At 62.8% G+C, this 20,383-nt stretch carries 17 protein-coding genes and 1 pseudogene; 11 read left to right on the top strand and 7 right to left on the bottom strand.

Annotation, left to right across the window (positions count from 1 at the left end):
• Positions 1-820: 820 nt before the first annotated feature.
• From Q362_RS23325 to Q362_RS0101100, 4 genes are all read right to left on the bottom strand, one after another.
• The gene (locus Q362_RS23325; protein ID WP_157469781.1) at positions 821-1,567 is read right to left on the bottom strand and encodes a hypothetical protein; all 747 of its coding nucleotides are present in this window, start codon (positions 1,565-1,567) and stop codon (positions 821-823) included.
• 43 nt (positions 1,568-1,610) lie between these two features.
• Positions 1,611-3,512 carry a biosynthetic arginine decarboxylase gene (gene speA, locus Q362_RS0101110; protein WP_035215263.1) on the bottom strand — a complete coding sequence of 634 codons (1,902 nt, stop codon included), beginning with the start codon at positions 3,510-3,512 and terminating at the stop codon, positions 1,611-1,613.
• 144 nt (positions 3,513-3,656) lie between these two features.
• Complete coding sequence (locus Q362_RS0101105; protein ID WP_028317167.1) at positions 3,657-4,769, bottom strand: DUF2786 domain-containing protein; 1,113 nt, start codon at positions 4,767-4,769, stop codon at positions 3,657-3,659.
• Position 4,770: 1 nt separating this feature from the next.
• Positions 4,771-6,033: a M48 family metallopeptidase gene (locus tag Q362_RS0101100; protein WP_028317166.1), complete on the bottom strand. Its 1,263-nt coding sequence runs from the start codon at positions 6,031-6,033 to the stop codon at positions 4,771-4,773.
• A gap of 217 nt (positions 6,034-6,250) precedes the next feature.
• Here Q362_RS0101100 and Q362_RS0101095 point away from each other — a divergent pair, with 217 nt between their 5' ends.
• Genes Q362_RS0101095 through Q362_RS0101085 form a run of 3 tightly spaced genes read left to right on the top strand, consistent with a single transcriptional unit; the run spans position 6,251 to position 9,582 of the window.
• Positions 6,251-6,976 carry an arginine N-succinyltransferase gene (locus Q362_RS0101095; protein ID WP_084312125.1) on the top strand — a complete coding sequence of 242 codons (726 nt, stop codon included), beginning with the start codon at positions 6,251-6,253 and terminating at the stop codon, positions 6,974-6,976.
• Positions 6,977-7,030: 54 nt separating this feature from the next.
• On the top strand, positions 7,031-8,728 hold the full coding sequence (locus Q362_RS0101090; protein ID WP_028317164.1) for a 2-oxoacid:acceptor oxidoreductase subunit alpha: 1,698 nt from the start codon (positions 7,031-7,033) through the stop codon (positions 8,726-8,728).
• Positions 8,725-9,582, top strand: coding sequence for a thiamine pyrophosphate-dependent enzyme (locus Q362_RS0101085; protein WP_028317163.1), 858 nt, complete (start codon positions 8,725-8,727; stop codon positions 9,580-9,582). Before Q362_RS0101090 ends, Q362_RS0101085 begins: the two co-directional genes overlap by 4 nt.
• 117 nt (positions 9,583-9,699) lie before the next feature.
• Here the strand turns inward: Q362_RS0101085 and Q362_RS0101080 are convergent, their stop codons facing one another.
• Together Q362_RS0101080 and Q362_RS0101075 are read right to left on the bottom strand one after the other, a co-directional pair.
• Complete coding sequence (locus Q362_RS0101080; protein WP_051553433.1) at positions 9,700-10,014, bottom strand: hypothetical protein; 315 nt, start codon at positions 10,012-10,014, stop codon at positions 9,700-9,702.
• 347 nt (positions 10,015-10,361) lie between these two features.
• A complete protein-coding gene (locus Q362_RS0101075; RefSeq protein ID WP_028317161.1) occupies positions 10,362-10,991 on the bottom strand; it encodes an SGNH/GDSL hydrolase family protein in 630 nt (209 codons plus the stop codon).
• A 338-nt stretch (positions 10,992-11,329) separates the two neighbouring features.
• On the opposite strand from Q362_RS0101075, the gene Q362_RS0101070 reads away from it, so the two are divergent.
• From Q362_RS0101070 to Q362_RS18550, 6 genes are all read left to right on the top strand, one after another.
• Positions 11,330-12,763, top strand: a complete 1,434-nt coding sequence (locus Q362_RS0101070) for a sigma-54-dependent transcriptional regulator (protein WP_028317160.1) — start codon at positions 11,330-11,332, stop codon at positions 12,761-12,763.
• A 476-nt stretch (positions 12,764-13,239) separates the two neighbouring features.
• Positions 13,240-13,698 (top strand): SH3 domain-containing protein, encoded by a 459-nt coding sequence (locus tag Q362_RS0101065; RefSeq protein ID WP_028317159.1) that lies wholly within the window; start codon positions 13,240-13,242, stop codon positions 13,696-13,698.
• A 66-nt stretch (positions 13,699-13,764) separates the two neighbouring features.
• Positions 13,765-14,430 carry a DUF5752 family protein gene (locus tag Q362_RS0101060; RefSeq protein WP_028317158.1) on the top strand — a complete coding sequence of 222 codons (666 nt, stop codon included), beginning with the start codon at positions 13,765-13,767 and terminating at the stop codon, positions 14,428-14,430.
• The gene (locus Q362_RS0101055; RefSeq protein ID WP_028317157.1) at positions 14,427-15,662 is read left to right on the top strand and encodes a glycosyltransferase; all 1,236 of its coding nucleotides are present in this window, start codon (positions 14,427-14,429) and stop codon (positions 15,660-15,662) included. The genes Q362_RS0101060 and Q362_RS0101055 overlap by 4 nt, the downstream gene beginning before the upstream one ends.
• Positions 15,659-16,462: a trehalose-phosphatase gene (gene otsB, locus Q362_RS0101050; RefSeq protein WP_051553431.1), complete on the top strand. Its 804-nt coding sequence runs from the start codon at positions 15,659-15,661 to the stop codon at positions 16,460-16,462. Before Q362_RS0101055 ends, otsB begins: the two co-directional genes overlap by 4 nt.
• 13 nt (positions 16,463-16,475) lie before the next feature.
• On the top strand, positions 16,476-17,993 hold the full coding sequence (locus Q362_RS18550; RefSeq protein WP_035215215.1) for an alpha,alpha-trehalose-phosphate synthase (UDP-forming): 1,518 nt from the start codon (positions 16,476-16,478) through the stop codon (positions 17,991-17,993).
• Between the two features lie 210 nt (positions 17,994-18,203).
• On the opposite strand, the gene Q362_RS0101040 is transcribed toward Q362_RS18550, so the two are convergent.
• Complete coding sequence (locus tag Q362_RS0101040; RefSeq protein ID WP_084312123.1) at positions 18,204-18,638, bottom strand: YgiW/YdeI family stress tolerance OB fold protein; 435 nt, start codon at positions 18,636-18,638, stop codon at positions 18,204-18,206.
• A 280-nt stretch (positions 18,639-18,918) separates the two neighbouring features.
• Here Q362_RS0101040 and Q362_RS0101035 point away from each other — a divergent pair.
• Positions 18,919-19,125, top strand: a pseudogene (locus Q362_RS0101035) (transposase); the annotation flags it as partial.
• A gap of 128 nt (positions 19,126-19,253) precedes the next feature.
• Positions 19,254-20,270: an IS5 family transposase gene (locus Q362_RS0101030; RefSeq protein WP_028317153.1), complete on the top strand. Its 1,017-nt coding sequence runs from the start codon at positions 19,254-19,256 to the stop codon at positions 20,268-20,270.
• Positions 20,271-20,383: the final 113 nt, after the last annotated feature.

Below are 20,383 nucleotides of genomic sequence, written 5' to 3'. Positions count from 1 at the left end.
CGCGGAGCCGTCCTTCTTTTGCTTGCTCAAAAGAAGGACCAAGAAAAGAGCACCCCGCTGTTCCGGCCCTTCGAGCTTCCTTGCGCTTCTCGGTCAGGGCGGGACATGGACAAACTCGCTTACGCTCGAACAGTGCCCATGTCTTATCCGCCCTGACCTGCGATGCTCAGCGGAACAGATGGGGGAAAACCCTTGACCGCAGGTACGATTTGTCGAGAAGCGCAGCGACGAGAAATCTCGTCCATGGCAAGGAGATTTCTCCGCGCTGCGCGCGTCGAAACGACCAATTCTGCCACTTGGCAGAGAGGCCACGCCACGCTGTTTCTTCCGGTTCCTGAAACCCATACGGGAGCGCCGATGCCGCGCAGCAGGCGCCGGAGAAAGCGGCGCACACTGTCCGAAGCGGCGTAGGCCGCAAGTTTGGGCGCCGCCCGGCGACGACAAGCGGCAAGGGTACCGGCCAAAAGGCCGGCGCTCCCGTCGGGCGCCGTTTTCTTTGGTGACTTTCTTTTGGGCGAGCAAAAGAAAGTCACAGACCCGAAATTGGCCAAACTCGCTGGTGTCCGGACAATGTCCGTGTCTGATCCGCCCTATGACCTGCGATGCTCAGCGGAACAGATGGGGAAATCGACGGCTACATTCTCTGTCAATGCGAGCAAAACCGCGACGAAAAACTTCTCTGATCACCTTTAGTTGTCCCGAGATCTCCCGGCGAGCAAATTGAACGCTCCGGCGTTCCACTGACAAGACGCTAGAGCGTCTTTGTCGGGTTCCCACGCTGGAGCGTGGGAACCATTCTACTCGCCATTTATTATTTATTTCATGTTGGAGGGGGTGCTGCCTGTTGCACACTAGGGTGGCCATCTGGATAGAGTTCAACCAGTCGAGGGCGCAGCGTATTCATGTACTCCATGATCTTGCTATCAGTCGGTTTTCCGTTGTGTGCCAAATCCCAAAGCATCCCGGTTGTTGCGTTGACAACCTTTTCGGCGTTTTGAGCACGGAAATAGGCGAAGCGCCACTCTACACCAACTTGGATTTCTGGATGCAGGAGAGGTGCCTTAATCTTGCCAGATGGATGGACGGCCATATCTCGTAATCGATAGATTTCTTTTAGGTTCTGTCGAAGATTCGCAGTTCCATTCGGTTTCAGGTGAAAACCGCGACGCAGCACCTCGGTGACTTGTGAATACCTCGATGTTCTCTTTGTGCGCCACTTTTGAATTAGGGTTGGCGGTAACTGCACGTGTCCTTGAATCATGCTGTAGAACGCATCAAGGGCTATAGCCGCAGCCATGATCGCTTGCATCGACGCTTCAAACTCGCGTTCAAGTGATACACCTTTTTGATCTTCGTTCGTCTTATCCCATGCTGCAACGCGGTCTAGACGGCAAGCTTCTGCGTCAGCGAGGTGATGAATCGCTAATTTGCACCAAGTGGGGCAAACGTCGAACCGGACATGGATCGTCAAGCTCGATGCTAAATTACCATCGGAGCCAAGCGAAATAGTTAAACCGCCTTCCGGTATGGTAACGGTCATTCCACGAGAGATGAATACGCCAGACATAGTTGATGGCTCCTATAAAACCTGACGGTCTAATTGTCCGGATTTACCGCTCAAAATAGGTGTATCCCCGCAGGCCCGCCTCATAGGCCTCGACGATCCCCCGCCGCTCCTGGGCGCTGATCTTGCCGTCGCGCACCGCCTGCTCGGCGGTCTCGCGGAAGCGGACGAAGAGCCGCCTGGGATCGTACTGCACGTAGGAGAGCACCTCGGCCACGGTGTCGCCCTCCTGCTCGCTGACGAATTCGAACTCGCCCCTGTCCTGGATACGGATGGTGACCACGTTGGTGTCGCCCAGGAGGTTGTGGAGGTCGCCCAGGGTTTCCTGATAGGCGCCGACCAGGAACACGCCCAGGATGTACTCCTCGTAGGGCCGCAGCTCGTGCAGGGGCAGGTAGCGCTTGACGCCGCGCTTGTCGATGAACTGGTCGATCTTGCCGTCGCAGTCGCAGGTGATGTCGGCGAGGATGCCCTTGCGGGTCGGCTCCTCGTCGAGCCGGTGGATGGGCATGATCGGAAACAGCTGGCCAATGGCCCAGGAGTCGGGCAGCGACTGGAACACGCTGAAATTGCAGTAATAGAAATCCGACAGTACCCGGTCGAGGTCGGTGAGTTCGGTGCTGGGGTTCTTCAGCTCCCCGGCCAGGCGGTTGATCTCGTTGATCGTGGTCCAGAACAACTGCTCGGCCAGCGAGCGCTCGCGCAGGCTGATCTGGCCGGTCTGGAACAGCCGCCGGGTTTCGTCGCGGTAGAAGATGGCGTCGTTCAACACCTCCTGGATGTTGCGGATGGTCAGGTCCTTGAGCGCCTGGTGCATGTATTCGAGCTGCGACGGGCAGCCTTCCGGCAGCTTTTCCGGCAGGGGATCGGCATGGAACCGGGTGACGTCGAGGATGTTGAACAGCAGGATCGAGTAGTAGGCCACCAGGGCCCGGCCCGACTCGGTGACGATGATCGGATGGGCGATGCCGTCGTCCGAAAGCGAGGTCATCACCGCCTCGATGATGTCGGTGCAGTATTCCTTGAGGGTGTAGTTGCGGCTGGAGAGGAAGTTGGACTGCGAGCCGTCGTAATCCACCGCCAGGCCGCCGCCGAGATCGAGGTATTCGACCTGGGCGCCTTCCCGGATCAGGCCGGCGTAGACCCGGCAGGCCTCGTTGACCGCGGTGCGGATCTCGCGGATGTTGGAGATCTGCGAACCCAGGTGGTAGTGGACCAGCTTGAGGCAATCGAGCATGCCGGCGCTGGCCAAGAGGTCCACCGCCTGGATGATCTGGCTGGTGTTGAGGCCGAAGATGGAGCGCTCGCCGCCGGATTCCGACCAGTGGCCGCCGGCCTGGGCCGAGAGCTTGATGCGGATGCCTAAAATGGGTTTGGCGTTGAGGGCCTTGGAGCGGGCGATGATCAGTGGCAGCTCGTCGGGCATCTCCACCACCAGGATGCAGGTGAAGCCGATCTTGGTGGCGTAGAGGCCGAGGTCGATGAACTCCTCGTCCTTGTAGCCGTTGCAGATGAGCACCGCCTTCTTGTCGCGCATCATGCCCATGGCGGCGATCAGCTCGGCCTTGGACCCGGCCTCCAGGCCGTGGTGGTAGCGGGAGCCGAATTGGGCGATCTTCTCCACCACCTGCTGCTGCTGGTTGACCTTGATCGGGTAGGCGCCCATGAAGGCGCCGGTGTAGCCCAACTCCTCCATGGCGGAGCGGAAGGTCTCGTTGAGGCTGGTGATCTGGGCGTCGAGGATGTTCTCGATGCGCAGGAGCACCGGCATGTCGAAGCCGCGTTCGCGGATGCCCCTGGCAATCTCGGCGATGCTCACCGCCCGCCCCGTTGCGCCGGGTTCGGGCATGACCATCATGTCGCCGTTGTCGGCCACGAAGAAATACCCGCCGCCCCATTCGCTGACGCCGTACAGATCAGACGATTTGTTGATATTCCAGCGTTCCATGGTGTTATAGTTCACCGGTTGTGTTCCTCCGCAAACCTCGGGTCTCCCCTGTATACTCAACGAGATGACGATGCGTCAAGAAAGCCGCATCGTCCTAACACATCCCTCACATTTCGCTCCGCGCCGCCAGCCGCCGCACCCTGTTCAGGGCAGCAGCAGGGGCCCGTCGCCGTCCGCCATCGGCCGGTGGAGCACGATCTTCCTGCCCGCGGCCACGGCCTCCTGGTAGGCGGTACGGTCCACGGCGCCGCCCTGCCCCCGCAGTCGCCGCAGCCGGGGAAAGCGGAAGGCGACAAAGGCCTCCAGCCGTTCCTGCTGGCGCACCATCGGCAGACTGGAGCAATGCGGCGATGCCGGTGCCGGCTTGGCGGACGGCCGCCGCGACCGCTCCAGGGTTTCCCGGAATCCGACCAGGAGGCCAAGAAAGTAGCTCTTTCGGGCGGTGCGGCCGTTGCCGGCGAACTCCCGACGATGGCGGTCCCACAGGGTGTGCAGCCGGTTCTCCAGGAAATGGTAGCAGTGCTCGGCAATGGCCACCTCTTCCTCGCGCCCCAGCAGTTCGATGGTCTTGAAGGAGCAGTCGGCCTGCGGATCGTAGAGCGAGGCGCAGATCACCCGCACGCCGAAGCAGCCCTCCAGGATGGCGCAGATCGCCTTGCGGTGCACGGCCAGGGTCCGGCCGCCGGTGTTGATCGTCCGGTGCACCAGTTCCTGGTCCTCGGCCAGGCCGTCGAAATCGAGCCGGTGGCGGGCGAGCAGTTCCTCGGCCCGCTGCACGGCGAGCGCGGCCTCGTGTTCGTTGTCCGATGCGCCCAGGGCCAGCAGTTTGCGCACCTTGGCGATGACCTGCCGCCCCTGCTCGGTGGAGGCGGAGCCGGGCGTCATGGCGGCGAGGCCCTCGGCCAGGTCGCCGCTGGCGCGGTGAAAAGGGGCATCGAGCCCGAGCCGCAGGCAGCAGGCGCGAAAGAGCGGTCCGTGGCCGGCATCCTCCCGGTCGTGGAGTTCGCTGCACATCTGATGGGCCATCTCGTGCTTGAGCACCTGGAGGGTGAGGTTCCAGGGATGCCGGCCGATCAGGACCTGGCTCAACATCAAACGCCGGTCGGACGCCGACCAACTGCCCATCTGCCTGGTGCCGTCGCCGATGGCGAGCACGGGCAGGCGCAGGCGGACGCCGTACTGGTAGCAGATATCGCGGTATTCCCGCGCCAGCTGGCAGAGCCAGGCGGCGTGGAGGCGGCTGTCCACGGGCGCCATGTCAGGGGCCCGCGGTGGTGGCGGCCAGCCGCCGCAGAGCCCCGATCCGGGCGAGGATCGGCGGATGGCTGTAATTGAGCAGCACGTGCAGCGGGTGCGGGGTCAGGTTGCTCAGATTGCTGACGCTCAGCCGCTTGAGCCCGCCGACCAGGGCCTCGCCGCCGGGGCCGGCACCGCCGGTTTGTGCGGCGAACCGGTCGGCCTGGTATTCGTTGCGCCGGGAAAAGGCATTGAAGCCGATGGCCAGGATGGTCGAGATCGGGGCGTAGAGAAAGCCGAAGAAGACCAGGGAGGCGTAGATTGACACCTGCTCCATGCCAAAGGCGGCAAAGAGCCCCTGGTTTTCGAGAAAGCGGGAGAGGATGAAAAACATGATGCCCATCTGGGCGACGGAAAGCGCCATCGTCACCGGGATATGCCGGAGCTTGTAGTGGCCCATTTCGTGGGCGAGCACGGCCACGATCTCGTCGGCGGTAAGTTTCTCCATGAGCGTGTCGAAAAAGACGATGCGCCGGAAGCGGCCGAAGCCGGTGAAAAAGGCGTTGGCGCGGGTGGAGCGCTTGGAGCCGTCCATGGTGTAGATCCCCTGGATGGCGAAGCGCTGCGCCGCGGCGTAGCGGGTGATGGCCTCCTTGAGTTCGCCCTCGGCCAGGGGGGTGAAGGTGTTGAACAGCGGCATGATCACCACCGGCGCCAGAAACTGGACCACCAGGATGAAGACCACGGCGGCGCCCCAGCAGTAGAGCCAGGCAGCGGGGCCGCTGGCTTCGAAAAACCAGAGGATGGCGGCCAGCAGCGGCCCGCCGAGCAGCACGGCCAGCACGATCCCCTTGACCAGGTCCATGAGGAAGGTGGCCACGGTGGTGGTGTTGAAGCCGAAACGCTGCTCGATGCCAAAGGTCGAGTACGCGGAAAACGGCAGGTTGAGCAGGCCGGCGAGTGCGGCCAGCATCCCGGTGAACAGCAGGCCGGTGGGAATCGGGGCGAGGCCAAAGCCGCGGGCCACGCCATCGACCAGGTTGAATCCGCCGGCGAGGATGAAGGCCAGGGTCGCCAGCAGGCCCACCGTGGACTGGAGCAGGGAAAAGCGGGTGCTCACCCTGGTGTACTCCTGAGAGCGGGCGTACTGCGCGCGGTCGTACACCCCGGCGAACTCGTCCGGCAGCACCGGGCTGAGCGAGCGGAGGTTGAGCAGGGCCACGGTCAGTTCGATCAGGTAGCCGAGAAGAAGAACACTCAGGATAAAAAGAAGATAACCGTTCATTGCCGTCAGCAGTCCATGGGTGAGTCCGGGGCGTGTTGCGGGAAGTGCGATGCACTTACAGAAGATTGGCCGACCGTGCAAGACAATAATGACGCTTTGGCCGTATCGGTCTGTTTTTTTGGCGGTTCCCGGGAAATTTTCATCTGCGGGGAAGGGCGCTGTTTGACAGCGGCCCCAAGCTGCCCTATAGAAAAAGAAATACGCATCCGGAGGCGACATGGAAACCGACCCCCTCAAGCACGAGATCGACCCGCCCGCGCCCGAATCCCCCCGAAAGCCATCCGGCCTGTCCGGGGCCAAGGTGGCCGGGATCGTGGTGGCGACCATGCTCGTCACCATGGCGGCCACCCTGCTCATCGTCAAGAACTGGCTCTTTCCCAGCCCGTTTACGCCGGTAGTGCTCAGCAAGACCGAGGAACAGCAACTGGAGCGCAAGCTGGAGCGCTTCGAGCAGATCGGCGGCCGGACGGAGCGCGACCGGCAGGAGCGACCACGGGAGGTGCCGTCGACCGGGGACCTGACCCCCGAGCCCTACAGCGAGGAGGGCGCTTCCCGCGAGATCCGGCTGAGCGAGCGGGAGATCAACGGCATGATCGCCCAGAATACCGATCTGGCCACCCGGATGGTGGTCGATTTCGCCGACGACCTGGTCAGCGCCAAGCTGCTCATCCCGCTGGATCCGGATTTTCCCGTCATGGGCGGCAAGATCCTCAAGGTCAGGGCCGGCGCCGAGCTGGCCTTCCGCAACGGCCGGCCGGTGGTCGTCCTGCGCGGCATCTCGGTGATGGGCGTGCCCCTGCCCAATGCCTGGCTCGGCGGCCTGAAGAACATCGACCTGATCCGGGAATTCGGCGCCGATCCCGGTTTCTGGAAAAGTTTCGCCGACGGCGTCGACACGATCGAAGTCCGCGACGGCAGCCTGCGCGTCGTCCTGAAGGAGTGACGGCTTTCTTTTCCGGGCATCCTTCTCCGTTCACCCGCACCAGGAGGTGTCACGATGCATTCTTCCCCATCCAGTGAATTGAATGTGGTCCTTGGCGGCGAGGCCGGCCACGGCCTCCAGACCCTCGGCCTGGTCCTGGCGCGCGCCGTGGTCGCGGCCGGCCTCCACGTGATGGTGGTCAACGAGTTCATGTCGCGCATCCGCGGCGGCAGCAACTCGACGACCCTGCGGATCTCGACCCGGCCGGTGCGGGCCTTCTCCGACCGGGTCGACTGCTGCCTGCTGTTCGACCGCGATGCCTTGGGCCGCCTGGAAGGCCGCTGCACCGACGCCACGGTGCGCATCGGCGACCCGGCGGTGTTCGGCGGGACGGCCGGCATGCTGCCGCTGCCGTTGCAGGAGCTGAGCACCCCGGCCGGCGGCGCCCTGTTCGCCAACAGTGTCGCCTGCGGTTTCCTGGTCCGCCTGTTCGGCTGGGAGCCGGCCCCGTTGGAAACGGCCCTGCGGCGGACCTTCGGCAAAAACGACAGCCTCCTGGACCAAAACCTGGCCGCGGCCCGGAGCGGCTGGGAGGCCGGCGCTGCGCTGCACGGCCGTTTCGCCCTGCCCGTGCAGGCGGCCGCGGCCGGTCGGCGACTGCTGCTCGACGGTTCCCAGTCCGTCGCCCTGGGCGCCCTGGCCGGCGGCTGCACCTTCATCTCCTCCTACCCGATGTCCCCGGCCACCGGCGTCCTCATTCATCTCGCCAAGCAGGCCGAGGCGCACGGCCTGGTGGTCGAGCAGGCGGAGGACGAGATCAGCGCGATCAACATGGGGCTCGGCGCCTGGTATGCCGGGGCTCGGGCCCTGGTCAGCACCTCCGGCGGCGGCTTCGACCTGATGGCCGAGGGGTTGAGCCTGTGCGGCGCCATCGAATCGCCCCTGGTCGTCCACCTGGCCCAGCGGCCCGGTCCCGGCACCGGCCTGCCGACCCGCACCGAACAGGGCGACCTGGAAATCGCCCGCTACTCCGGCCACGGCGAATTTCCCCGCGCCATTCTCGCCCCCGGCTCGCCGGAAGAAGCCTTCGCCTGCGCGGCCCATGCCTTCACCATGGCCGACGCCAGCCAGTCGCCGGTTATTATCCTCACCGACCAGTACCTGCTCGACTCGCTCTGCGACCTTGATCCCCTGCCCCTGCCGGCAACACCGCCAGCGACGCACATTGTCGCCACCACCCCGGACTACCGGCGCTACGCCCCCGGTCCGGACGGCATCTCGCCCCGCGGCATTCCGGGATACGGCGCCGGTCTGGTCTGCGTGGACAGCGACGAGCACGACGCCGAAGGCCGGATCACCGAGGATTTTGGCGTGCGGATCGCCATGGTCGACAAGCGCCTGGCCAAGTTCCGGCCCCTGCGCGAAGAGCTGAGCCTGCCGCCCCGGCTCCACGGCCCCGCCGATTACCGGCGGCTGCTGGTCGGCTGGGGGTCGACTGCGCCGGCAATCATCGAGGCCCTGGCGCAGGTGCCGCTGGAACAAACCGCCTTTCTCCACTGCGTGCAACTCTATCCGCTGCCCGCCGCGCTGGAGGACTACCTGCGCCGGGCCGAGCGGGTCATCGTCATCGAGAACAATGCCACCGGTCAGTTCGCCCGGCTGTTGCGGGGCGAAACCGGCTGCGACATTGCCGATCAATGGCTCAAATATAACGGGCTGGCCTTCAGTGTCGAAGAGATCGCCGCGCTGCTGCGCGAGGAGGAACAACGATGAGCGAACATTCCTGGGTCCGACGCGACTGCGACATTGCCTGGTGCCCCGGTTGCGGCAACTACGGCATCCTCAAGCTGGTCGGCGAAACCCTGGCCGAACTGGCCCTCGATCCTCAACAGACCGTTTTGGTTTCCGGGATCGGCCAGGCGGCCAAGCTGCCGCAATACTGCAACGTCCACTTTTTCAACGGCCTGCACGGCCGCGCCCTGCCGCCGGCCACCGCGATCAAGGCCAGCAATCCCCGCCTGACGGTGATCGCCGAGAGCGGCGACGGCGACATGTACGGGGAAGGCGGCAACCACTTCCTCCACTGCATCCGCCGCAACCCCGACCTCACCAACATCGTCCACAACAACATGGTCTACGGCCTGACCAAGGGGCAGGCCTCGCCGACCAGCCGGCGCGGTTTCGTCACGCCGCTGCAGGTGGGCGGCGTGACGCTGGAACCCTTCAATCCCCTGGCCGTGGCCATCGCCCTCGGCGCCTCGTTCGTGGCCCGCACCTACGTCGGCAACGCGGAACATGCCCGCGGCATCCTGCAGGCGGCGATCCGCCATCGCGGCTATGCCCTGGTCGACCTGCTCCAGCCCTGCGTCACCTTCAACAAGCTCAACACCTACCAATGGTTCGCGGCCCAGACCGCTCCCCTGCCGGACGACCACGACCCCGCCGACCGGGTCCAGGCCTTCGCCCGCGCCTGCGAGGAGGAACCGCTGCGGCTCGGTATCTTCTATCGCCAGGAAAAACCGGTGTTTGAAGAACAGCTCGCGGCCTACACCGACGATGCCCGGCCGTTGTACGAACGCCAGGTCGACCTCGCCAGGCTGGCCGCAACCATGGAGGCGATGAGATAGATCCTTTCGGCAAGGAACAAAAAAGCCGCGGCCATCATTTCGGCCACGGCTTTTTTTTAGGCACGCACACACCGGAGAAGACCGGGCGCGCCCCGGTTCCTCCTCCCCGGGCACCGGTCAGCAGCAACAGGGCACCGCCGACCGCACGTTCCGATACCTGGCATACAGATCGTGGACGCTCCGGCGCAGATCGCCGATCCTCCGCGAATCCTCCTCGGTGAGCCAGCGGGGTTCGCTGATCGAGTAGATCATCTTGGCCACCTCGTCGAGGTTGTGTTCGGTGGCCAGGCACCACTCATCGGTGCAGATGGTCTCCATCTCGGCGGTCTCGTCGATATCCTCCTCCAAGAGCCGGATCGAACGTTCCAGATTGCCCATGAATTCGCGATGGGCCATGACAAAGGATTCCATCATCTCGTTCTGACGTTTCATGACATACCTCCCAAGGCGCCGCCTTGTGTCATTGAACAATACCTCGATCGTCCCTCGCCGGTTGGACGAAGAACAACCCGTTGTCAGGTCAGGAGCGGCCTGGTTGCATGCCTGCTCTGCCACGCCAAGCAAGAATATTCCTTGTCCCCGACACCTCCACTTTAGGGACGAATCCGCGCTTTTCAACTGATAACCATTGTCATCAACACCAACATCCGGCAGAAACGAGCAAAAATATCGCGATACTACACGCGACGGCGATGATCATACCGGTCCTCCCGTGCACGATTTCGCGGGCTTCCTGTCGCGCCTCTGACGCAATTCGGCCGACCAGGGGATGCACGCGATCATCCCACGAGTTCCCTGACCTTTTCGGCCACCGCCTGCCCCAGTTTGCGGTGTTCTTCCCCTTCCAGGTGGATGCCGTCCAGCGGGCTGGAAACGACCACCTCCGCCGTGTCCAGATAGGCGCAGCCCAACTCCTGGGCCACCCGGCCGAACTGCGCGGAAAATTTCCGCGATTCGCTCTCCGCGCCGGCAAACATTTCCGCGTATGCCATGAGAATCGTGATCGGCGGCGGCGCCAGCAGCAGTACCAGAGGCGCCCGTCCCCCGCGTCCGGCCTGGCTGGCCTGCACCACGCGGACCAGCACGGCCGCGCCCTGGGCGACATCGTACGCCGACAGGCCAAACCGCTTTTTGAGATCGTTGGTCCCCAGCAGGATGACCACCACATCCAGCGGTCTATGCGATTCCAGACACGGGATCAGGTAGTCGCGCCCGTTCCTGTAGCCTTCGATGGGGTCGTCCCACACGGTCGTCCGGCCGCCCAGGCCCTCCTCGATCACCTCGTAGCCGCGGCCCAGCACGTGCCCCAGCACGCGCGGCCAGCGCGTGGTTTCGTCGAAACGGTCCATGGTCACCGGATCGTAGCCCCAGGTATTGGAATCGCCGTAACACAGGATGCGTCGGTTCATCGTCTTCCTCCTCGCCCATAGGCAGCGCCACGCCGCCGGCCCGTTCCGGTCTCGCGGCTCGGCACCACCATACCCAAGGATGCGCCATCAAGGCAATGAACGGGTGGCGCCGGCGGGGCAGCGGGCGGAATACCGGTTGACGATGACCGGTGCCCTGCATAGAGTGATGCCAGCGCGAACATGCCGCGGCGCCTGGCGTCTCCCGGCGCGGTGCGGGCGGATGGGCAGGCTGCCGCGCCATGCCGGCAACCGAAAACAACGACGGGCCGTTGCGCGCCAGACGGTTCCGGAGTCCGGTTGTCGTCAGCCATCACCGTCCCTTTCATTCCGAACAGAGCATGTCGAACATACTCATCATTGACACGCAGGAATCGTTCACCGCCGTTCTCGCCAGGGAAATCACCCACGCGGGGCATCAGGTGGTGACGGCCCGCACCCTGGCTGAAGGCCTGGAGATGGCGACATCCAAGCCGTTCGACGTTATCTTTCTCAATGCCGAGATGCCGGACGGCAACAGCATGGGGGTCCTGCCGGCGCTGATCGATACCCCCTCCCTGCCGGAAGTGATCATTCTCACCGATGTGGGCGATGCCGACCAGGCCGAGCATGCCATCAAGATGGGCGCCTGGGATTACGTGGAACGTCCGGCGACGGCGCGGGCCATGACCCTGCCCCTGGTCCGGGCCATCCAGTATCGGGCCAAAAAAATCCTCAAGCAGCCGCACACCACCCTCAACGAGGAGACGCTCAAGGACATCGTCGGCGCCAGTTCCCAGATGAAGCGCTGCCTGGACCGTCTCGCCCTGTCGGCCGGCAGCGACGCCAACGTGCTCATCACCGGCGAAACCGGGACCGGCAAGGAACTTTTTGCCTGGGCGATCCACAACAACAGCCGCCGCGCCGGCAAACGGTTCGTGGAGGTCGATTGTGCCGCGCTTCCCGAAACCCTGGTCGAAAGCATCCTGTTCGGGTACGAGCGGGGCGCCTTCACCGGTGCCGATAAAAACGAAAGCGGCCTGATCAAACGGGCCGATGGCGGCACGCTTTTTCTCGACGAAGTGGGGGAACTGCCGCTTTCCGTGCAGAAATCCTTCCTGCGGGTGCTCCAGGAGCACAAATTCCGCCAGGTCGGTGGCAGCACTGTGCTGCGGAGCGACTTCCGCCTGATCGCGGCCACCAATCGCGACCTCGATGCCATGGTCCATCGGCACCGCTTCCGCAAGGACCTGCTGTTCCGCCTGCGCGCCTTTACCATGGAGTTGCCCTCCCTGCGCCACCGCATCGAGGACATCTCCCTCATTGCCACCCACCACGTCGACAAACTCTGCCAGAGCTACGGGATGAACGGCAAATCGTTCTCTCCCGATTTCTTCGAAGTGCTCGGCCGCTACGAATGGCCGGGCAACGTGCGCGAACTGGTCAACGCCCTGGAGCGGGCCGTTTCGGCGGCCCGGCACGAGCCGGTTCTCTTCCCCAAGCACCTGCCGGTCTATATTCGGGTCCACCTGGCCCGTGCCTCGGTCGAGCAGGGGCAGTCCATCCCCGACCTGCCCATTGCCCGCATCGACGGACCGAACGGCACCACCCTGCCCCGGCTGGTCGAGGCGCGGGAGGCGACTGTCGCTCAATTCGAGCAGCACTATCTGCGGGAACTGTTGACCCTGGCCGAGGACATGGAGCAGGCCTGCGCCATGTCCGGACTGTCACGCTCTCGCCTTTACGCCCTGTTGAAAAAACACAGCCTCTCCCCCTCCTTCCGTCTCCCGTCCTGACCCCATCCCCATTCCTGCCCCGCAAGACATTTCTTGCCAGAGAAGACAAAATACTGCCAAACAGGACTGGCCGAGCGACGCCAATCCGCGACGGGCAAGTACATGGCGGACAGTGTCGGCATCATTGGGCGGGCATCCGCAACCGGCCCCCCATATCGAAAAAATACGGCGGACACCCGGCACTTACAGTCTGTTCCCGGCAACAGTCGTCGATCGCCGATTCGGCCGGAACAGGTCGCCGACGACGCCGGCCTCCCCTCCTCTGTCCCCCTGGAAGCAACCTGGAACGATTGTTGGAAGAAAGACCTTTGCGGTTTCCGCCGAGCAACCACGACCCGCCTGCTGACTACAAGGCATTTTCGGGGTTCGTTCGCGGCGACCGGTCGCTCCGGGGACTGTCGGCGGCGGCAATGCCGGCGCGCCCTTCCTGTCGTGTCAACCCCATGATTTTCGTGTCTCGTACCAAGGAACAACCAATGATCAACAAACCGCTTTCCATTTTCCGTACCGGCTTTCTCCTTTCTTCCCTGATTGTTTGTTTCGTCACTCCGGCCGCCGGGAAAAGCATTGGCAAGGATCAAGTCAACATTCGCGAGCAGCCCACGCAGAGCAGCGCTGTTCTTTATACAGCCCCCCTGGGCTATCCAATAGAAATCAAAAAAGAAAGTGGAGATTGGGTGTATTTCCACGACTGGCTGGACAACAGCGGCTGGGTGTACAAGCCGTTGGTTTCGGACATCGAAACAGCGGTGATTCTCGTGGAAAAGGCCAACATCCGGAGCGCGGCCACGGTGAGTTCCGCCGTGGTGGCCCATGCCACGCAGGGCGAGATCTACACCATTCTCGCCAGGGACGGCAACTGGGTCAAGCTGGGATATTACCAGAGCGGCACCGCCGTGGGCTGGATCCGCGACGACCTGGTCTTTGGCGATTGATCCCCCCCGGCCGCATCAGCATGTGCAGCACCGCCCGTTCATCTCCTTCATCTGTGGAGAACAGCCATGGAACTGCCGTTTCTGATCAAGGACTGTACCCTCATCGCCATCGCCACCGGTGAGGAGGCGCACAATCTGCGCGAATTCAGCGACCGGTTGAAAACCATTCATCCCGGCTGCATCTACTATCATTTCTGGGGGGGCATGCTCCGCCCCAGTTTCGATGAACCGGAATACCCGAACGATTTCGCCGCCTGGGCCTGGCGTGGCCTCCGCGACAAGCGCCTCGCCGAACGGCTGGCCATCATCGATCCCAGCCACTACCGCGTCATCGAAGACCTGCGCCAGGAACTGATCGAAGTCATCGAGGAGCGGCTGGCGGAAAGCGAATGGGTCCCTTGGGCCCGTTCCGGCCAGCGCTTCAAATTCATCCGCTCGCAGATCGTGGTCCTGGACACCGGCAAGCGGGTATCCCAGCCGCAGGAGATGGCCGCCCAGATCGCCGGGCTGTCGAGCGGGTCCGTGTTCTATCATTTCATCGACGCCCGGCGCCGGACCGAAAGCGGTCGCAGCGACTTCGCCGAATGGCTGCAGGCGGAGGAGGCCGAGGAATATTCCGAACTCGTCAGGCAGCTCAACGCCATCGATCCCTACTTCACCACCTTGTCCGAACTCAGGCGGGAACTGGCGTTGGTCTTTCAACCCTACCTCGTGGAAGGAGAAACGTCATGACCTCCATTCTCGACGGCTACGCCGCCATTGTCGGCGAGGCGGTGATCGATCACCTTCGGCAGTTGGCCGCGCCGCTCAAGGGTATGCGGGTGGTTCATGTCAACTCGACCCGGGAGGGCGGCGGTGTGGCCGAGATTCTCAGCTGGCTGGTTCCCTTCAAGCAGGAACTGGGGCTCGAGGTCAGTTGGGAGGTCATCACCGGCGAGGCGGGCTTTTATCAGTGCACAAAAAGCTTTCACAACGGCCTGCAGGGAAGTCCCGTGGCCATCCCGCCCGTGCTGCTGCGCGCCTACGAACAGACCAACGCCGACAACGCCGAACGGCTGCGCACGGTTCTGGAGGAGGCGGATTTCGTCTTCATCCACGACCCGCAACCGGCGCCGCTGCTCCGCCTCTGCCCCAACCGCAAGGGAAAATGGATCTGGCGCTGCCATATCGATCTCAGCCGGCCGTACCGGGTGGTGTGGAAATACCTGCGGGAGTTCGTCGCCGGGTATGACGCCTCCATCTGGTCTCTCGCCGACTTTGTCCAGCCGTTGCCGCATCCGCTCTATCTGATCGCGCCCAGCATCGATCCGCTCAGCCAGAAGAACCGGGAGCTGTATCCCGGCGAAGTCGAGGCTGTCTTCGATCGGTACGGTCTCGATCCCGGCCTGCCGCTGATCACCCAGGTGTCGCGGTTCGACCGGTTCAAGGACCCGCTCGGCGTCATCGAGGCCTATCGGCTGGTGAGGACGTTCACGCCGGTACAGTTGGTGCTGGCCGGCGGCGGCGCCACCGACGACCCGGAAGGCGAGGAGGTGCTGCGCGAGGTGCGGGCGGCGGCCGGCGACGATCCGGACATCCACATTCTGCTGCTGCCTCCGGACGCCCACCGCGAAATCAATGCCCTGCAGCGGGCGTCGACCATCTGTCTGCAGAAATCGATCAAGGAGGGTTTCGGCCTCACGGTGACCGAGGCCCTCTGGAAGGGCAAGGCGGTGATCGGCGGCGATACCGGCGGCATCCGCCTGCAGGTGATCAACCACCACACCGGTTTCCTGGTCAGCACCCCGGAGGGCGCGGCCCTGCGCATCCGCTACCTGCTCAAGAACCGGAGGCATCTGGAGGCCATGGGCCGCAAGGCCAGGGCGCTGGTGCTCGACAATTTCCTGGTGACCCGCCACCTACGGGAATACCTCACCCTGATGTTCGCGACCATGCATGCGGGAACGGATCGGATCGAACTATGACAACCGCCATCAACGGTGCTGGCCGACCGTTTGCTGGCTTTTCGGATTTCTGGCGGCAGGTCCGCAATGCCACCGCTCGATTGCTCTGCCTGGACTACGATGGTACCCTGGCGCCGTTTGCAATCGAGCCTATGCACGCACACCCTCTCCCCGGCATTGCGGACCTGCTCCGGGATATGGCCGCCGGCGGCACGACGGAGGTCGCCATCCTTTCCGGCCGGCCGGCCGAGGAGGTGGCCGCCCTGCTCGGCAACCCGCGATTGACGATTGTCGGCAGCCACGGCTTCGAATGGTGGCCGGTCGACGGCGACAAGCGGACCCTTCGGCCCACGCCGGTACAGCAGCGCGGACTCGACACGATCCGCGATGCCCTGCAGCGATGCCAGTCCGGCCAGAAGGTGGAGGTGAAGGTCGCCTCCTTCGCCCTGCACACCAGGGGGATGGAGCCGGCCGCCGCTGCCGCCATGGAGCGGGAAACCGTGGCCAGATGGGGTTCCTGGGCTCTGCTGCACGACCTGGAATGGCGCATGTTCAACGGTGGGGTCGAGGTCCGTTGCATCGGCAGGAACAAGGGGGACGCGCTCCTCGACCTGCTCGATCTCCAGCCACGCGATGTGCTGGCCGTCTACATCGGCGACGACGAGACCGACGAAGATGCCTTTGTCGCCCTGCGCGGCCGGGGAATCGGCATCAGGGTGGGGCATGCCGGCGCACCGACGGCCGCCCAGGCGCATCTGGCGGACTGCACGGCCGTGGCCGGCTTTCTGCACACGTGGCTGCAGGTCACCGGAACCCCTTAACCAGGATATGCCTATGGAAACAAGCCGCCTGACCGTGGTGTCCAACCGCCTGGCCATTGCGGTCGGTCAGGAGGAAAGCGGACAGTGGACCATCAAGCCGGGTTCCGGCGGGCTGGTCACCGCCCTCGGGCCGGTCCTCCGCGACCGCGGCGGCCAGTGGATCGGCTGGATAGGCGCCATTGGGCAACACCCCATGGATGAAGGATTCCTGGACGACCTGCTGGACCACGGGTCGCGCGAAACCGGTTATGCGCTGAAACCCGTGCATCTCACCGCCGAGGAGATCCAGAAATACTACCACGGCTTCTCCAACGAGATCCTGTGGCCGCTGTTTCACGATCTTCCCACCCGCTGCAATTTCGACCCGAGCTACTGGCAGGTCTACGAACGGGTCAACGCCAAGTTTGCCCAGACCGTCGCGGCCAATACCGGCACCGGGGATTATGTCTGGGTGCACGACTACCATCTGATCATGGTGGCGCACTATCTCAAAACCGTTGGCGTCGAGCGGCAGACCGGCTTTTTCCTCCACATTCCGTTTCCGCCCCTCGACGGCTTCATCAAGCTGCCCTGGCGGTTCCAGATCCTCCACGCCCTGCTCCGCTACGACCTGGTGGGTTTCCAGACCATGCGCGACCGCCGCAATTTCATGGACTGCGTCCGCATGCTGATGCCGAAAACACGGGTGGTGGGCCAGGGCCACATCGTCCGCTGCCTGACCCCGGAGCAGGAAGTGCTGGTCGGCGCCTTTCCCATTTCCATCGACTTCAGGCAATTCGCGGAAATTGCCGCCAGCCAGGAGGTCCAGGACCAGGCCTGGATCATCCACGCCAATCTGCCCGAACGGCAACTGATTCTCGGCATCGACCGGCTCGACTACACCAAGGGCATCCCGCTCCGACTGAAGGCCTTTGCCAATGCCCTCGAACGCTACCCCGAACTGCGGGGCAAGGTCACCCTGATCCAGGTGGTCGTGCCCAGCCGCGAGGAGGTACCGGAATACGAGGCCCTCAAACGGGAGATCGAGCGCCTGGTGGGCGAGATCAACGGCCGCTTCAGCCAGGTCGAGTGGACGCCCATCCATTACATCTACCGGCCGCTCAGCCGGGTTGAACTGCTGGCCTACTACCGCACCTGCGAAATCGCCCTGATCACCCCGCTCAAGGACGGCATGAACCTGGTGGCCAAGGAGTTCTGCGCCTGCTCCATCGAAAACAACGGCGTGCTCATCTTAAGCGAATTCGCCGGCGCGGCCGCCCAGTTGCAGAACGGCGCGCTCCTGGTGAATCCCTTCGATATCGTGGGGGTGGCCGACGCTATCCGCCGGGCCTACTCCATGGACGAAAACAGCCGGCGCAGCCGGATGGCCAGGATGCGGCGCTCCATCCAGCGGCACGACATTTTCCACTGGGTCAACGCCTTTTTCCGCGCCGGCCTCCACAAGGATCTCAACCAGTTTCCCCGGGTCGAACTCTTCCTGCCCACAGCGGAGCCTTCCGCCTCGTGCAGCATTGCCGACGAAGAACCGTGAGACGGCGGTCATGCCCTTCCCCCGGCCCCGCCTCATAAGTTGGCCGTGGTGACCGCGCCGCGCCTCCGACGACTTCTCGGCGTGCCCAGCCCGTACCGACACCGCAGTTTTTCTGCCCAGCGTCCGCTCATTCCGGGATTTCACATGAATTCGACGGGATGAATACATTCGCCCTGTTTGAAAAAAAGGGCGAATCACTCTCACATCCTGTCATTGTTTGATCAGCCGTTTTACGTCGATTTCCACGCTGTTCCAATCCTTGTCCATCGTACCGTCGATCTTCACCGTATCGGCCGGGCCGACATTCTGGCCGTTCCATACATCATCGTCGATATCCACCCGGATGGTTCCGCTGCCGTCCCGAAACAGATAGGTGTCGCCGCCGAGGTGCTGCACGACATTGCCGCGCAGGCTGACCGGGACGTCGTCGCGCAGCCCCTGCGCCTGCTCGACGGTGGTGAGCGCCGGGCCGGGGCCGGTGAACCCGCCTGCGGCCTGTTTGGCGCCGCTGAACCCGCCTTGATCGGCCCAGGCACCGGAGGCGGCACCCGTCTGCACCAAGAGCCCCAAGGTGAAGAGCGCCGAAACAATCGACCGTGGTGCCGGAATGTTTGTTTTGGCCGGGAAGGTCTGTGTCTTTGTCATGGAGATCCTCCTTCAATGGTGTTCGTTCATTCCGCTCTTTCTCGCTCCGTCGGACCATGCAACAACCGCGCCTGGCAGCCGCCTGATCTCGACCCCCTGGTGAACAATTCGGCCCTCGCTGACAAAGCCGCTGTCCCCGTTTTCCACATTTACCCTCATCCTCGCTAGTCGACCGTGAAAAACTCTCAGCGAGTTGAAATATATAGATAAAAACTGAAAAATATATCACTATAAATTGCAGGATATAGTACTTTTCTCCTTCAATTTCTGGTGATTTTCGATGCAGCCAAAGAAGCAGATTTCCAGTCCCCAGCTGGACATGTTCCGTAACCGCTTGGAGAGCATTCTCAACCGCCGGCATGAATTGTATCGACTGAGCGGGCTGATTGACTGGGGAGTGTTCGAACGCGAGTTTGGCAAGCTGTACTCTGAGGAAGGCCGGCCGGGGATCCCGATACGTTTGCTGGTGGGCCTGACCTACCTGAGGGTTTCTTGAAAATTAAGTGCAGTAGTCCGTGACAGATTTAAAAATCAAATTGTTGATTTTGTGTAAAGATGTTACAAAATCCATCGTTTTAAAGGGTACCCGACAACCTCACCCGATGGAGACCAGCCATGATCCAACCCGGCTTTTTTGATCTGCAGGACCGATTGCACAAAATCGACAAGAACGGCGACCCGCTTGCCAAGATCAACGAGACGGTCAACTGGGAGCTGTTTCGTCCGGCGCTTGAAAAGGCTCGGGACAAGGGTCGGCAGTCTACTGTTGGTCCGAAGGGGTACGATGTCATCTTGCTGTTCAAGATTCTTATCCTGCAGTCGCTGTACAATCTGTCGGATGACGCGACCGAATTTCAGATTCTCGACCGGCACTCTTTTGGGCGCTTTCTTGGTCTGCACATCAGCCAGAAGGTTCCCGACGCCACCACCATCTGGCGTTTTCGGGAAGACCTCGTCAGGGCGGGTATCGTGGAGGAGTTGTTTGCGACCTTCGATGCGCACCTTCGTGACAACGGTTTCATGGCGATGAAAGGGCAGATCGTGGATGCCAGCATCGTAAACGTCCCCAAGCAGCGGAACAGCCGGGAAGAAAATGCCCGGATCAAAGAGGGCGACATTCCGGAGGACTGGCCGGAGAACAAGCGACGAAGAAAGGATGTGGACGCGCGCTGGACCAAGAAGAACGGCAAGTCCTTTTACGGATACAAGAACCACGTATCGGTGGATGTGAAGCACAAGCTGATTCGCAGCTATGCGGTGACGGATGCGGCCCTGCATGACAGCAATGTGTTCGAGCAACTCCTTGTCGACAACACGAGCAAGGACATCTGGGCGGATTCGGCCTATCGATCGGCGGAACGGCTGGAGAAGCTTGCGCAGGACGGTTTTCGCGAACACATCCAACGCAAGGGGAGCCGCAATCGTCCCTTGACGCCCAGAGAACAGGAAGGCAACCGAACCAGGTCCAGGATCCGTTCGCGGATCGAGCACATCTTCGGTGTGCAGGCTCAGAGAGCGGGTAATTTGCTGGTGCGCACGATCGGCATAGCCCGAGCCAGAGCAAAGATCGGTTTGCGCAATCTGGCGTACAACCTTGACCGGATGGGGATGCTTCTGGCGACAAGCAAGTGAAGTGCGCCCAGGAAGCGGCAAAATGGCAAAAGAGCGCCATCGAGCGCAAAGTGAAGCGCTGCCAGGATGCGAAAACGATCGGATTAAAAGCCAGAATAACATGGTCTTTGTGA

It is taken from the genome of Desulfobulbus elongatus DSM 2908 (assembly GCF_000621145.1).
GTDB classification, from domain to species: Bacteria; Desulfobacterota; Desulfobulbia; order Desulfobulbales; family Desulfobulbaceae; genus Desulfobulbus; species Desulfobulbus elongatus.
The sequence above is the reverse complement of the archived record's forward strand: the minus strand, read 5'-3'. Positions and strand labels throughout refer to the sequence as shown.

Bases quoted from the DNA above. Each gene is read 5' to 3' on its own strand.
- Q362_RS0101090 (WP_028317164.1), top strand. From the start codon at position 7,031: ATGCATTCTTCCCCATCCAGTGAATTGAATGTGGTCCTTGGCGGCGAG.
- Q362_RS0101030 (WP_028317153.1), top strand. From the start codon at position 19,254: ATGATCCAACCCGGCTTTTTTGATCTGCAGGACCGATTGCACAAAATC.
- speA (WP_035215263.1), bottom strand. From the start codon at position 3,512: ATGGAACGCTGGAATATCAACAAATCGTCTGATCTGTACGGCGTCAGC.
- Q362_RS0101065 (WP_028317159.1), top strand. From the start codon at position 13,240: ATGATCAACAAACCGCTTTCCATTTTCCGTACCGGCTTTCTCCTTTCT.
- Q362_RS0101040 (WP_084312123.1), bottom strand. From the start codon at position 18,638: ATGACAAAGACACAGACCTTCCCGGCCAAAACAAACATTCCGGCACCA.
- otsB (WP_051553431.1), top strand. From the start codon at position 15,659: ATGACAACCGCCATCAACGGTGCTGGCCGACCGTTTGCTGGCTTTTCG.
- Q362_RS0101075 (WP_028317161.1), bottom strand. From the start codon at position 10,991: ATGAACCGACGCATCCTGTGTTACGGCGATTCCAATACCTGGGGCTAC.
- Q362_RS0101085 (WP_028317163.1), top strand. From the start codon at position 8,725: ATGAGCGAACATTCCTGGGTCCGACGCGACTGCGACATTGCCTGGTGC.
- Q362_RS18550 (WP_035215215.1), top strand. From the start codon at position 16,476: ATGGAAACAAGCCGCCTGACCGTGGTGTCCAACCGCCTGGCCATTGCG.
- Q362_RS0101080 (WP_051553433.1), bottom strand. From the start codon at position 10,014: ATGAAACGTCAGAACGAGATGATGGAATCCTTTGTCATGGCCCATCGC.
- Q362_RS0101070 (WP_028317160.1), top strand. From the start codon at position 11,330: ATGTCGAACATACTCATCATTGACACGCAGGAATCGTTCACCGCCGTT.
- Q362_RS0101055 (WP_028317157.1), top strand. From the start codon at position 14,427: ATGACCTCCATTCTCGACGGCTACGCCGCCATTGTCGGCGAGGCGGTG.
- Q362_RS0101100 (WP_028317166.1), bottom strand. From the start codon at position 6,033: ATGAACGGTTATCTTCTTTTTATCCTGAGTGTTCTTCTTCTCGGCTAC.
- Q362_RS0101105 (WP_028317167.1), bottom strand. From the start codon at position 4,769: ATGGCGCCCGTGGACAGCCGCCTCCACGCCGCCTGGCTCTGCCAGCTG.
- Q362_RS23325 (WP_157469781.1), bottom strand. From the start codon at position 1,567: ATGTCTGGCGTATTCATCTCTCGTGGAATGACCGTTACCATACCGGAA.
- Q362_RS0101060 (WP_028317158.1), top strand. From the start codon at position 13,765: ATGGAACTGCCGTTTCTGATCAAGGACTGTACCCTCATCGCCATCGCC.
- Q362_RS0101095 (WP_084312125.1), top strand. From the start codon at position 6,251: ATGGAAACCGACCCCCTCAAGCACGAGATCGACCCGCCCGCGCCCGAA.